This is a genomic window from Candidatus Frankia nodulisporulans, from assembly GCF_902806475.1.
GTDB classification, from domain to species: domain Bacteria; phylum Actinomycetota; class Actinomycetes; order Frankiales; family Frankiaceae; genus Frankia; species Frankia umida.
The window spans coordinates 1-12,833 of record NZ_CADCWS010000110.1 but is presented as its reverse complement, the minus strand read 5'-3'; the positions used below and the strand labels follow the sequence as shown (position 1 = coordinate 12,833).

The 12,833-nt window shown below is 73.7% G+C and carries 11 protein-coding genes; 7 read left to right on the top strand and 4 right to left on the bottom strand.

Annotated features, from left to right (window positions below; translation table 11 throughout):
* Nucleotides 1-214 precede the first annotated feature (214 nt).
* Nucleotides 215-748, top strand: a complete 534-nt coding sequence (locus G6R24_RS11885) for a PGPGW domain-containing protein (protein WP_163549314.1) — start codon at nucleotides 215-217, stop codon at nucleotides 746-748.
* Here G6R24_RS11885 and G6R24_RS11880 read toward each other — a convergent pair.
* Nucleotides 714-1,112, bottom strand: a complete 399-nt coding sequence (locus G6R24_RS11880; protein WP_163549313.1) for a hypothetical protein — start codon at nucleotides 1,110-1,112, stop codon at nucleotides 714-716. The genes G6R24_RS11885 and G6R24_RS11880 overlap by 35 nt on opposite strands.
* A gap of 179 nt (nucleotides 1,113-1,291) precedes the next feature.
* On the opposite strand from G6R24_RS11880, the gene G6R24_RS11875 reads away from it, so the two are divergent.
* The 4 genes from G6R24_RS11875 (at nucleotide 1,292) to G6R24_RS11860 (ending at nucleotide 6,650) form a co-directional block, all read left to right on the top strand.
* Nucleotides 1,292-3,193, top strand: a complete 1,902-nt coding sequence (locus G6R24_RS11875; protein ID WP_163549316.1) for a glycoside hydrolase family 15 protein — start codon at nucleotides 1,292-1,294, stop codon at nucleotides 3,191-3,193.
* Between the two features lie 57 nt (nucleotides 3,194-3,250).
* Entirely contained in the window at nucleotides 3,251-4,534 is a 1,284-nt protein-coding gene (gene lhgO, locus G6R24_RS11870) for an L-2-hydroxyglutarate oxidase (protein ID WP_163549312.1), read from the top strand.
* Nucleotides 4,535-4,564: 30 nt separating this feature from the next.
* On the top strand, nucleotides 4,565-5,746 hold the full coding sequence (locus tag G6R24_RS11865) for an aminotransferase class V-fold PLP-dependent enzyme (protein WP_225438425.1): 1,182 nt from the start codon (nucleotides 4,565-4,567) through the stop codon (nucleotides 5,744-5,746).
* 238 nt (nucleotides 5,747-5,984) lie between these two features.
* Nucleotides 5,985-6,650 (top strand): response regulator, encoded by a 666-nt coding sequence (locus G6R24_RS11860; protein ID WP_163549311.1) that lies wholly within the window; start codon nucleotides 5,985-5,987, stop codon nucleotides 6,648-6,650.
* Nucleotides 6,651-6,880: 230 nt separating this feature from the next.
* Here the strand turns inward: G6R24_RS11860 and G6R24_RS11855 are convergent, their stop codons facing one another.
* Nucleotides 6,881-7,708, bottom strand: coding sequence for a 34 kDa antigenic family protein (locus G6R24_RS11855; RefSeq protein WP_163549310.1), 828 nt, complete (start codon nucleotides 7,706-7,708; stop codon nucleotides 6,881-6,883).
* A 99-nt stretch (nucleotides 7,709-7,807) separates the two neighbouring features.
* On the bottom strand, nucleotides 7,808-8,941 hold the full coding sequence (locus tag G6R24_RS21650) for a hypothetical protein (RefSeq protein ID WP_192029121.1): 1,134 nt from the start codon (nucleotides 8,939-8,941) through the stop codon (nucleotides 7,808-7,810).
* Nucleotides 8,942-9,062: 121 nt separating this feature from the next.
* Between G6R24_RS21650 and G6R24_RS11840 the strand changes: the two genes are divergently transcribed.
* Nucleotides 9,063-10,067, top strand: a complete 1,005-nt coding sequence (locus G6R24_RS11840; protein WP_163549308.1) for a hypothetical protein — start codon at nucleotides 9,063-9,065, stop codon at nucleotides 10,065-10,067.
* A gap of 723 nt (nucleotides 10,068-10,790) precedes the next feature.
* Here G6R24_RS11840 and pyk read toward each other — a convergent pair.
* The gene (gene pyk, locus G6R24_RS11835; RefSeq protein WP_163549307.1) at nucleotides 10,791-12,206 is read right to left on the bottom strand and encodes a pyruvate kinase; all 1,416 of its coding nucleotides are present in this window, start codon (nucleotides 12,204-12,206) and stop codon (nucleotides 10,791-10,793) included.
* A 218-nt stretch (nucleotides 12,207-12,424) separates the two neighbouring features.
* On the opposite strand from pyk, the gene G6R24_RS11830 reads away from it, so the two are divergent.
* Entirely contained in the window at nucleotides 12,425-12,634 is a 210-nt protein-coding gene (locus G6R24_RS11830; protein ID WP_163549306.1) for a hypothetical protein, read from the top strand.
* Nucleotides 12,635-12,833: the final 199 nt, after the last annotated feature.

The following is a 12,833-nucleotide window of genomic DNA, read 5'->3' as shown; positions in this document are numbered from 1 at the left end:
CAACGACCGGAGCGCGCACATAGTTCGCGCGGATCGTCCGGCGCTGTCCCCCATGTGGCATCGGAGGCTGCCCACCTGACCCGACAGCGGCGCGGACGGCCCAGGTCAGCGCGGTGCCGGTGCGACGAGATCAGTGCCACGATTGCGGGCCGTCCTGCGTTGGTAGGTCCAGGACGGGCCGTCCGGTCCGCTGTCCGACAGGGAGTCACCCGAGGTGTTTTCCGGAAGTGCCCGGCTGCTGCGCCGGATCGCCGTGACCGTGCTGGGTGTGGCCGTGCTCGGCGTGGGCATCGCGATGCTCGTGCTGCCCGGGCCGGGGTTCCTCGTGGTCGCGCTGGGGTTCTTCATCCTCAGCCTGGAGTACGAGTGGGCGCGCAGCCGCTTCGAGCAGGCGCGCACCAAGGCCGCCGACCTCGCCGATCAGGCCGCCGGGCGGCCGCTGTACTCGGTGTTCACGATCCTGTTCGGCCTCGGGATGGTCGCCGCGGGCATCTGGTGGGCCCTCGACGACGGCCTGCCCGCGTCCGGGCCGTGGACGGGCGGCAGCATCATCTTCAGCGGCCTGGTCGTGCTCGCCACGATGGTCGTCAGCCTGTGGCAGGCCCACCAGGCCCGCGAACACGGTCAGCCCACACCGGCCGAGCTCCTCGAACGCCGCGAGCACACCGAGCGACAGGAGCGGGACGGGCATCAGGAGCGGGCCGGCGGGGCGGCTACTGCCCCTGGGTCTCCTGGTTCACGCCCCTGACACCGGGCTGGCGGTAGACGCAGGCGTAGAGGGCGGCCCGGTCCTCGGTGGTGGCCTCGCTGACGTTGTAGCGCAGCGGGTAGACGCGGCTGGTCGCGAGGTTGTTGCGGTCCGGCGGCTCCTGGAGGGCCTTGCCGACGGTGGGGCAGGCGGCGCGCACGGCGTCCTTCTGCGCCTTCGTCGCGTCGGTGTCGAAGTACACCACCGCCTCCTGCAACGGCGGCGGGCCACTCACCGACGCGTACACCCCGAACGCGATCAGGCCGATGGCGGCGAGGGCCACACCCACCGCGGCCAGGCGACGCTGCGGGTCCCACACGTACTGCCAGGCGCGCCCGACGGCGCTCGGCGACGATACGGCCACGATGTGATTCCTGTCACGCGGGGGAAAGAAATGTGGTCCGGATGACGACCGGACCACGCTGAAATCCAGACCCCCAACGTAGCCGCCCGGCGCTCTTCGTATGGTGAACGCCTTTGTGCAGCCACCCACACCGTCGATCATGCCCCACCGATCGCGCCCACATGAGCGAGGAACCGGCCGTGCCATCCCTGATCGAGGACTACGCGCTGATAGGCGACACCCATTCGGCCGCGCTGGTGTCGCGCAATGGTTCGATCGACTGGCTGTGCCTGCCACGGTTCGACTCGCCGGCCTGCTTCTCGGCGCTGCTGGGCGACCCTGACCACGGGCACTGGCAGATCGCGCCGGTCGAACCGGTGCTGGGGGTCAGCCGCCGCTACCGGGGCGACACCCTGGTGCTGGAGACCGACCTGACGACGGCGTCCGGCACGGTGCGCATCGTGGACGCGATGTTCCCGCACGCCGGCAGCCACACCGTGCTGCGTCTGGTGGAGTGCCTCGAGGGTTCGGTGCGGATGCGCTCGGAGACCCGGTTCCGCTTCGACTATGGCTCGATCGTGCCGTGGGTGCGCCGGGTGGACGAGCACACGATCGCCGCGGTCGCCGGGCCCGACGCCATCACGCTGCGCACCACCGCCCCGATGGAGGGGCACGACATGGCCACCTACGCCGAGTTCGGCGTGGCCGCCGGCCAGTCGGTGCCGTTCTCGCTGACCTGGACCCCCTCGCATCAGGCCACCCCGCCGGCGCAGGACGTCCGCCGCATGATCACCCTCACCGAGGCATGGTGGTCGGACTGGATGGCCGGCTGCACCTACGACGGCCAGTGGCAGCCCGCGGTGCGCCGCTCGCTGATCACACTGAAGGCGCTGACGTACGCGCCGACCGGTGGCATCGTCGCCGCCGTCACCACCTCGCTGCCCGAGCACATCGGCGGGGTGCGCAACTGGGACTACCGCTACTGCTGGCTGCGCGACGCCACGATCACCCTGCTCGCCCTGCTCGACGCCGGGTTCACCAGCGAGGCGACCGCGTGGCGGGAGTGGCTGCTGCGCGCGGTCGCCGGCGACCCGTCCCGGGTGCAGATCATGTACGGCGTCGCCGGTGAGCGCCGGCTGCCCGAATACGAGGTGCCGTGGCTGCCCGGCTACGAGCAGTCCTCGCCGGTGCGGGTCGGCAACGCCGCCGTCGACCAGTTCCAGCTCGACGTCTACGGCGAGGTCCTCGACGCGCTGCACGTCGCCCGGGTGGCCGTCGCCGGGCGCCGTCCCGGCGTCAGCGGCCTGGTCAGCGTCGACGGTGCGCCGCTGTCGGGTCTCGGCGGCGCCCCCGCCCACGGCGACGACTCCTGGCCGTTGCAGACCAAGCTGATGGACTTCCTCGAGACCGGCTGGCGCAAGACCGACGAGGGCATCTGGGAGGTCCGCGGGCCGCGGCGGCACTTCGTGCACTCCAAGGTGATGGCCTGGGTCGCCGCCGACCGGGCGGTGCGGGGCATCGTCGAGTCGGGGCTGCCCGGCCCGGTCGAACGCTGGTCGGCGCTGCGCGACGAGATCCACACCGAGGTGTGCGCCCGCGGTTTCGACCACGACCGCGGCACGTTCACCCAGTTCTACGGCTCCCGGGAACTGGACGCGGCGCTGCTCTACATGCCACTGGTCGGCTTCCTGCCGGCGACCGACCCGCGGGTGGTCGGCACGGTCGCCTCGATCGAACGCGAACTGATGGAGGACGGGTTCGTGCTGCGCTACCCGACCGCCGAGGACGGTGCCGTCGACGGTCTGCCCGCCGGCGAGGGGGCGTTCCTCGCCTGCACGTTCTGGCTCGCCGACAACTACGCGTTGTCGGGCCGCGTGGAGGAGGCGCAGGAGCTGTTCGAACGGCTGCTGTCGCTGCGCAACGACGTGGGTCTGCTCGCCGAGGAGTACGACCCGCGGCTGGGTCGGATGACCGGCAACTTCCCGCAGGCGTTCAGCCATGTGCCGCTGGTCAACACCGCGCGCACCCTCACCGACGCGCTGCGCGGCGTGCCGCGTTCGCGCACCGACCGGGCCGACCCGCCCGGCCACTTCTTCGGCTGACGGTCACGGTAGCGTCGGCGCGTCGGGTGTGGGTGAGGTGAGGGTGAGGGGACAGGCGTGACGCGGCGTATCGCGGTGATCGGTGGCGGCATTCTGGGGCTCGCGGTCGCCCGGCGACTCGGGCAGGTCGAGCCCGAGGCCACGGTGACCGTGTTCGAGAAGGAGCCGGATGTCGCCCGTCACCAGACCGGGCGCAACAGCGGTGTCGTGCACGCCGGGCTGTACTACGTCCCCGGTTCGCTGAAGGCGACGCTGTGCCGGCGTGGCGTCGGTCTGCTGCGGGAGTTCTGCGCGGCGCACGACGTCCGTTACTCCGAGTGCGGAAAGATCGTCGTCGCGGTGGACGACAGCGAACTCGAGCGGCTCGCCGAGATCGAGCGGCGCGCGGCGGCCAACGGTGTGCCGGGCACCCGGATGCTGGACGCCGCCGGCCTGCGCGCGATCGAACCGCACGCCCGCGGCGTCGCCGCCCTGCACTCCCCCACCACCGCGATCGTCGACTACGTCGGGGTCGCGCGGGCGCTGCGCACCGAGATCGTCGCCGCGGGCGGGGCGGTGCGCACCGGCGCCGAGGTGGTCGGCGTCGACGAGCGGCCCGACGGCGTGCACCTGACCCTCACGGTGCGGGCCTCGGCCCGGTCCCGGCCCAACGGCACCCGGGCGACCGCCGCGCACGACAGCGGACGGGTGTCGCAGGCCACCGAGCGGATCGGCCCGTTCGACCTGCTTGTCACCTGCGCGGGCCTGCAGTCCGATCTGGTCGCGACGCTGACCGGCGAGGACCCGTCGCCGCAGATCGTCCCATTTCGCGGCGACTACTGGCTGCTGCGCCCGCAGCGCCGCGACCTGGTCCGCGGCCTGATCTACCCGGTGCCGGACCCGCGCTACCCGTTCCTGGGCATCCACCTGACCAAGCGCATCGACGGTGAGGTCCTCGTCGGCCCGAACGCGGTGCTCGCGACCGCCCGCGAGGGCTACACCGTGGCCACGCTCAACGCCGCCGACCTGCGTCGCACCCTGGGCTGGCCCGGCTTCCACAAGATGGCCCGCACCCACTGGAAGACCGGGGCGAAGGAGGTCCTGCACACCGTCAGCAAGCGGGCGTTCGTCGCCGAGGCCCGCCGCTACGTCCCCGATCTGCGCAGCGACGACGTCGTGCGCGGCCCGGCCGGGGTGCGGGCCCAGGCCGTCGCCCGCGACGGCAGCCTCGTCGACGACTTCGTGCTCGCCCACACCGACCGGGTCGTCCATGTGCGCAACGCCCCGTCGCCCGGTGCCACCGCCTCCCTGGCGATCGCCGAACACATCGTCGCCAAGGTCGTCCCGGACCACGCCAGCTGACCGGCGGTTCGCGGTGATCGGCGGCACGCGGTGACCGGCGGACAGGTCGTCCATCTGGATGCGGCCGGGGCGGCGCGGATGAGCCCGGCGACCGTCGCCGCGCAGACGGCGTTTCTGGCCGAGAAGGGCCGGCTGGGGGCGTACACCGCGCAGGCCGCGGCCGGGGGCGTCCTGCGGACCGCCCGGGCGACCCTCGCCGACCTGCTCGGTCCCGGCCCGCGGGCCGAGGATGTGGTGTTCGGGCACAGTGCCAGCGACGCGTTCGCCACGCTGCTGCACGCCTGGCCGTTGCGCGCCGGCGCGCGGATCGGGGTGGTGCCCAGCGAGTACGGCTCCAACCAGCTGCTGCTGGCCTCGCTCGCCGCCCGGATCGGCGCCACCCTGCACGACCTGCCGGTGGACGCGGACGGCATCATCGACCTCGACGCCCTCGACCGTGACGGCCTGCCCGCCGTCACCGCGGGCGGGCGCGGCGTCGGTGGCGGCGGCGGTCTTGAGCATCTCGACCTGGTCGTCTTCCCGCAGGTACCCAGCCAGCGGGGAATCGTGCAGCCGGCCGCCGCGCTGGGCCTGCGGTGCGCCGCGGCCGGGGTGGGGCTCGTCGTCGACGTCGCCCAGTCCGCCGGTCAGCTCGACACCACCGGCATCGGCGCCGACGCGTATGTCGGGACGTCCCGTAAATGGCTGCGCGGCCCGCGGGGAGCCGGTTTCATCGCGCTGCGCCCGGGGTTGGCCGACCGGCTCGGTATCGGCGTGCCCAGCCTGTACAGCGCCGACAGCGTGGCCGACACGGGACCACGTCCGCTGCCCGGCATCGCGCGGATCAGCGTCGGCGAAGCGTCGGTGACGGCCCACATCGGCCTCGCGGCGGCGCTCGCCGACCTCGTCGGCGCCGGACCGCACCAGGTGTTCGCGCAGGTGGCGGCGCTGGCCGCGCAGGGTCGGCGGATTCTGGCCGGCGCCGGCGGCTTCCAGGTCCGTGAGCCGGCCGACACCGCCAGCGCCATCATCACGTTGCGGCCACCGCCGGGCCTGGACCCGTTCGCCGTGCGCGACCGGCTGTTGCGCGAACACGGCGTGCTCACCAGCGCCATTCCCACGGTCCACGCGCGTGAGCTGCGGGGCCCACTGCTGCGTGCCAGCGCCCACAGCTACAACACCGCGAGCGACTTCGAGCGTCTGGCCGAGGCCCTGGCCGCCCTCGTCGCCTGAGTTCCCGCCGAACGCGCCGCGGGGCGGCCCGAGGTTCGATCCCGTTACGCAAACGCGTACCGACAGGTGACGTCCGGTAGGGATCTGCTGAAATAGTGGGCGTTGCACGGATGGGCCCCGACCGTCCGTGCGACGCGGGAGCGCCCCCACGTTCCCACCCTGCGGGCACAGACGCCCAAAGCTGCCGGCGGCGGGTCCGCCGTCCGGTCGCTCGGCCGGGATGATCGACTGGATCAGCATGAGCTCAGAGGACGGCACGCCAGTTGCTGACACCATTACCATTGCCGCGGTAGACGATCACCCGATCGTGCTGCACGGACTCGCCGATCTGCTCCAGGGTGTCGAGGGACTCGACCTTGTCGGCACGGCCCCGTCCATCAACGCCCTGCTGGACGGGCCGGGCGCGCGGGCCCAGGTCATCCTGCTCGACCTTGATCTGGGTGATGGCACCCGACCTCCGGACAACATCCGCCGGCTGCTGACCGGCGAGCGTGCGGTCATCGTGTTCAGCGCCGCGGCCACCGCGGCGACCGTGCGCTCGGCGATGCACGCGGGTGCCTGCGGCTATGTCCCGAAGACCGATGACGTCCAGGGGCTGGCCACGGCGATCCGGGCCGCGGCCTCGGGCAGCGGATGGGTCTCCCCGCAGCTGGCGTTCCTGCTGCTCACCGACGACTCACCGGACCGCCCGACGCTGTCGCCCAAGGAGGCCGAGGCGCTGCGGCTGTACGCGACCGGTATGCCGCTCAAGACCGTCGCCCGCCGGATGGGGGTCTCCGCGGAGACCGCCAAGCAGTACATCGACCGGGTGCGTCAGAAGTACCGCCGCGTGGGCCGAGACGCCGGAACCAAGATCGACCTTCGCAAGCGCGCCATCGAGGACGGCCACCTCGACCAGGACTGACCGCCGCCCCGGCCGGCCGTCGCCCGACAACGCGACAGAAAGTCGAATGGGCGCTGGCACCCCCATGCCAGCGCCCATCGGCTGACGCATACCGGATCCCCGTGCCCGGTACGCGCCCGCGCGCTACCCCCCGCAGAACGGGAGGGCGCGTGTTGGGGTCAAAGGCTGAACGAACCCGGCGTGTCCCCCGACCGCGCCTGGCCGTTCCCCCCGTGCGCCCTTGACCTCGTTTATCGAGCCTGATGGTCATGGTTGCTGTCATGACCCCACATTCCCGCTACCGGGTGTCCCCCTGATGGGGGACTTCTGCGGTACGCGCGGGGTTTGGCGATGCCCGCGGCGGCCACCAGCAGCCCACAGGCCAGCACCAGCCATACCCCGGGCCCGACCGTGACACTCGCGTCCAACCCGGAGTCCTCGAACGGACCGGACCCGCCCAACCGGGTCAGGTCGATGATCGCCGTGACAACCACCATCAGCCCCGCCACACTGGCCAGTAGCCGACCCCACTGCGCGCGGCGGCCGGTGAGCAGCAGCCCCGCGAGCACGGCGAGAATCCCGAGGACGACGGTCAGCCGCCCATGCTGGCCCGGATCGGTGCCCCGCAGCGAGAACTCGATGAACCCGTAGGCCCGCACCGTCGCCCAGCTCATCCCGGACGCGACGATCACCCCCAGGCCGGCCCCCATCGCCACCGGCCCAGCCAGCAGGCCCCGACGGCGCGCGGCCGGCCGGGTCCCGCCAAGCCGTTCGGTGGCCGCCGACGGCACGTCGGAGCCATCCTCCCCGGTGGTGGGCAGCTCCCAGGGGGCCGCGATCAGCGGAGTCGCCACGTTCTCCCAGTCGGGCCCGCGTGTCTCGGCCGCGCCGTCACGCGCCCAGACCGGATCGGCGGTCGCCGCTGCCCTGGCTCGCCATGCGCGTAGGTCCGCCGCCACCTGGGCGGCGCGATCCCCACCACCCTCGGGTGTATCGGCCACCGACGCTGGACGCCCAGGCTGGTCGATGTGCGCGGGCGCCGTGGGGCGTGCCCAGGGGCTACGCGGCTGATCGGTCACCACCCACCACCGTCCGACGACGCCGACGGGGAGCCTCGCGACCACCCCTGACGGTAGTACCACGCCGCACCGACGATCGCACCGGCACCGGCCGGCTCGTCACGAACGGGCGGACTTCCCGCCGTCCGCCCCGGTCCGCCCCGGGGGGACGAACCTGCAGCGCCGCGCTACCGGCCAGCGCCAGGACCCCCGACACCAGGCGAGCGTGAGGCCGCTGCGCGGGGCGATGATGATCGCATCGGCCGAGACCGCCCGGAAGGACGCCAGCGTCGGCGGCCCGTACATCCGGTCCAGGCCGGTCAGCACCACGGTCGCCACCGCGCTCAGCCGGACGAACACGATGTCGACCAGGCCAGCGCCGAACGGCCGGTAGGCCAGCCGGGAGAGCGCCACCGCGGCCAGTCCCACGGCCAGCACCAGCACGACCCGGCCGTCGCCCACCTCGACCCCGCTGAACTGGCGGACCTGCTCACCGTCGGACAGCGAACTCCACGGCATCACGCTGCCGGCGCCCGCACCGATCGCCCCCACCAGCACCGCCAACGCCGCCACCGGCCGAACCCGCACCGGCGTCGACACCGCCGACGCGGGCTCCGCGGCGGTCGCCACCGGCTCGGGCGCCGTGGCCGGAACCGACTTCGCCGCCGGCTCGGGCACCGTCACCGTCGCTGTCGCTGTCGCTGTCGCCGTCGAGCCGGCGGGCCGCGGCGCGCGCGCACCGTCTCGGTCGCGAGCCCCATCCGGGTCACGAGCCCCGTCCCGGTCGCGAGCTGTCTCCCGGTGGTCCCGAGCCGAACTGGATGGTCGTCGCCCCTCGGTGGGATCCGCGCCACCGGCGGGCTGGGCGGTGTCCGAGCGAGGCTCGCGGGCGAGCACCCGAGCCGCTTCCCGCGCCGGGCTCCGGGGATCGGCCACAGGCGAGGCCAGGGTGGTCTCCACTGACCGGACGGGCTCCGCGGATCGCAGCGCCGACGTCGAAGGGGCGTCCGCGGCCGGCGTCGGCGCCGGATCCCGGCGTAGCGCCACCTGCATGGTCGGTGGGTCCAGCGACGGCTGCTCGGTCCGCCGGTGGCTGACCGTCTGCTGGTCGGCGACCGCGGGGCCGCTCGGGGCGGCCTGAGGGGCCTCCCCCGGGCGCGCGCCGAACCAGTCGACCTGTGACTGCTCGCCGCCGGAGCGCTGCCCTGGCGACGCGGGCCCGGCCAGCGCACTGGCCGGCGTGGTGCCGGGCAACGAGACATCATGATCGAACCAGACGGGCCGTGCCCGGCTCCGCTCGTCCACCCTGGTGTTGACGGCCCGCGTCCCCGTGGCGGCCGGCGCCGACCCGGTATCCGGCCGCGCGGTACCGGGTGTGACAGGAGTATCCCGACCGGGAACCGCCCGTCCCCCCGGCGACGCCGGACCGGCCGACCTCCCCTGCGGCCCCGGCTGCACCGCCTCCCCGGGGTGCACCGAAGATGCGGGGTGCACCGCCGACGCGGGGGACGGTTCCGCGGAACCGGGTGTCCCCGGGACGGAGCGACCCGTCGGCGGCGCCGGACTCGGTGAACCACCGGCCGACGCCGGCGTCACGGGCGAGGCGGACCCGGCCAACGCCGACGCGAAGCCGGACGGTGTGGCCCGCGCGGCAGGTGCGCCGGACGAGGCGGATCTGCCCGCGGAGCCCGGCATCGCCGGTGCGGGCGGCGTGGCCGGTGCGGCCGGGCGGTTGGCGGCAGCGGGTGGCCGGCTGGCGGAAGCGGATGGGCGGTGGGCGGAAGCGGATGGCGGCGCAGAGGCGGGGCTTCCAGGCGTGGCCCGCGCCGCGGGCGACACCGGTGAAGCCGCCTGCCCGGGGGCGGCCGCGGCCGGACGGATGCGCAGCGACGGGGTTCCGGAGCCCGCGGAGGCCGCGGAGGCCGCGCTACCAGCGGGCCGCGAGCGGATCGGCATACCTCGCTGCTCTATGGAGCGGGGGTCTCCCGCGCTCGCCCGTGGCGGTGTCGAGTGCGCGGAGTCGGAGGTCCGATCCGCTCCCTTCACCGCGGCCCCCGCCGAACCGGCCGCGGCCGGTTGCACCGGGCTCCGCGACGGCGGATGGCCACCCTGCCCCGGCGAGCCGACCGGCGCCGAGGATGGCATCGCTGGCGGCGACCCTGCTGGCGGCGACGAGGACGCCGCTGGTCGGGATGGCGCCGCTGGTGGGGATGATGCTGACGCCGACGAGGGCGCTGGCGCCGAAGATGTTGCCGGTGCGGGGGGTGCCGCTGGCGGCGGGGGCGCCGCGGACGGGATAGGCGCCGCGGACGATGCCGCTGACCGGGCAGGTCCTACCGGTCTGGCAGGCGGCGCTGACCGGACCGGCGGCGCTGACTGAGCCGGCGGCGCTGCGCGGGACGATGCCGCCGCGGGAGGCGATGCTGCCGCTGGAGCGGCCGACGCCTGCTGGCGCGGGTCGGCTGATCCCGGCGTTCCCCGGTGGGGCGTCCCAGCGGCGGCCGCCCCACCGGCGCGTGCCGTCCCAGGCGCCCCGGTCGGTGCCGGTGTGGATGCCGCGGGCGCGGGCGACGACCTGGTCGGCGACGGCGCAGCGGGAGCGGGCGGTGGGGTCGAGCGTGGCGCCGCGACGCGGGGCGGTACGCCCCGGGACCGCGGCGGCTCGCCTGACCGCAGCTCGCCCGATCGTGGCTGAACCGGCTGGGAGCGGACCGGCTGTGGTTGGGCCGGCGGTGACTGGTCCGGGCGCCGTTGCGCCTGCCGTGGCTCGGCGGGTCGCGACTCGGGCGGTCCTGCCGGGGTCGGTCGCGCGTCCTGGCCGGAGCGGGGGCTGGGCGATCCGCCACCCCCGCTGCCGCCTGCGGCCGGTGTCGACCGCTCGGTCGACTGCTGAGCGTCCGGTTCCGACCCCTGTGCCACCATCCGACCACTCCCTGATGTCCACCTGGCGTGTGGCGTCCCCTCCCAACGGGGGACGCCACCAATCCCCGCGGGGCGCGATCCGCCGCGGGCGGAACACCGGCTCAGGCAGCGGATGCGACAGGTCACATCATGACAGCCGCCCGACGGGGGACGGAACGGGTGTATCGGGTCAGGGCACCCGTCAGATCACCTCACCGATCCGGTGCACGCGCATCGTGTTGGTCATCCCGGCCACACCCGGCGGGGTACCGGCGACGACGACGACGAGCTCACCCGGCCGGCAGCGGCCGATCTGGAGCAGCGCGGTGTCCACCTGACGGACCATCTCGTCGGTGTTCTCGGCGAACGGAACCACGAAGGTCTCCACTCCCCAGAACAGCGCCATCTGGTTGCGCACGGCGGGGATGGGGGTGAAGGCGAGGACCGGGACCTCGCTGCGGTAGCGGGCGAGCCGGCGGGCGGTGTCCCCCGACAGGGTGTGCGCGACGAGGTACCGCGCGCCGACGGCGTTACCGACGGACGCGGCCGCCTGGGCGAGCGCCCCGCCGAGCGTGCGCGGCTCGGTGCGCAGCAGCGGGATGCGCCCCAGGTCCGCCTCGGCGGTCTCGATGATCCGCGCCATCGTGGCGACCGACTCGATCGGGTAGGCCCCGACACTGGTCTCCGCGGACAGCATGATCGCGTCGGCGCCGTCGAGGACGGCGTTGGCGCAGTCGCTGGCCTCGGCGCGGGTCGGCCGCGGCGCGCTGACCATCGACTCGAGCACCTGGGTGGCGACGATGACGGGCTTGGCCCGCTCCCGCGCCTGGCTGACGGCCCGCTTCTGCACCAGCGGGACGTCCTCGAGGGGCAGTTCGACGCCGAGGTCACCGCGGGCGATCATCAGGCCGTCGAAGGCCTCGATGATGCCGTCGAGGGCCTCGACGGCCTGCGGCTTCTCGATCTTGGCGTGGACGGGGAGGCGGATACCGACCTCGTCCATGATCGCATGGACGGACTTGATGTCGGCGGCGCTGCGCACGAACGACAGCGCGATCATGTCGACCCCGAGCTGGAGGGCGAACCGCAGGTCCTCGCCGTCCTTGTCGCTCATCGCGGGCACCGTCAGGGCGGCGCCGGGGATGTTCATCCCCTTGTGGTTGCTGACCGGGCCACCGATGATCACGATGGTGTGGACGTCGGTCTCGGTGACGCCCTCGATCTGCAGGACGAGCCGGCCGTCATCCACGAGGATGCGGTCACCGGCGGAGACGTCCGCCGGTAGGTCGGAGTAGGTCGTGCCGACCTGCTCGGCGTCGCCGGGCACGTCGCGCACGGTGATGGTGAACCGCTGACCGGGGGTGAGGGTGACCTTGCCGTCGGCGAAGGTGCCCAGCCGGATCTTCGGGCCCTGGAGGTCGGCGAGGATGCCGACGTTGCGCCCGGCGGCCTCCGCCGCCTCGCGCACCCGGGCGTAGACCGCGGCGTGCTGTTCGTGCGTTCCATGGGAGAAGTTCAGGCGGGCGATGTCCATTCCCGCGTCGATGAGGGCCCGGACGTTCTCCGGCGAGCTGGTTGCCGGGCCGAGGGTACAGACAATCTTGGCTCTACGAGGCACACACAAAGCCTAAGTAATGATCGTCGGTCATTGCGCGCGGGGGCCGTCGGAGGCGGCAGGTGGCGCACCAAGCAGTAGTCACATCAGGTCAATCAGGTACAGGCTGCGTGTGGCGGCCCAAGGGCGTACCGTCCGTATCGTCGCCCAAGCGACGCGTGTCCGGTGACGCACCATACAGGACACATCTTCGAGACGCCGTCGAGCACCCGGAGTCCGGCATGAATCGAAATCCCGCCATTCACCGCCAGCCCTCCGGCGACATCGACATCGCGCTCGCCGAGCCCGAGCCGGGCGCCGCGGGCGCGGCCGCGACACTCAGCGCCGCCACCGGCCCCGGTACGCCCGGCAGCCCGGCCACGACCGGCGCCTCGGTCACCGCGGGCGCCCTCGCGGACGGTGTCGTGGCCAGCGGGCACGGCGGGGCGTAGCCGCACCGCGGTCCGCTCACCAGGGGGTCTCGCCCGGCGCGCGACCACGAAACACCGTGCGCCGCGGATCGCCACCTTCGCACCACCCCACCTCGCCGGCGAGCATGGCTGGGGTCACATCCGGCCATGCCGCCCGGGGGTCCCCGGCGTCGCCTCCATGCTTCTCCCACGGCCCACGCGGAGACGCCGGTCACGCCGT

Coding starts and splice junctions, on each gene's coding strand:
- G6R24_RS11860 (WP_163549311.1), top strand. CDS start 5,985: ATGAGCTCAGAGGACGGCACGCCAGTTGCTGACACCATTACCATTGCC.
- G6R24_RS11830 (WP_163549306.1), top strand. CDS start 12,425: ATGAATCGAAATCCCGCCATTCACCGCCAGCCCTCCGGCGACATCGAC.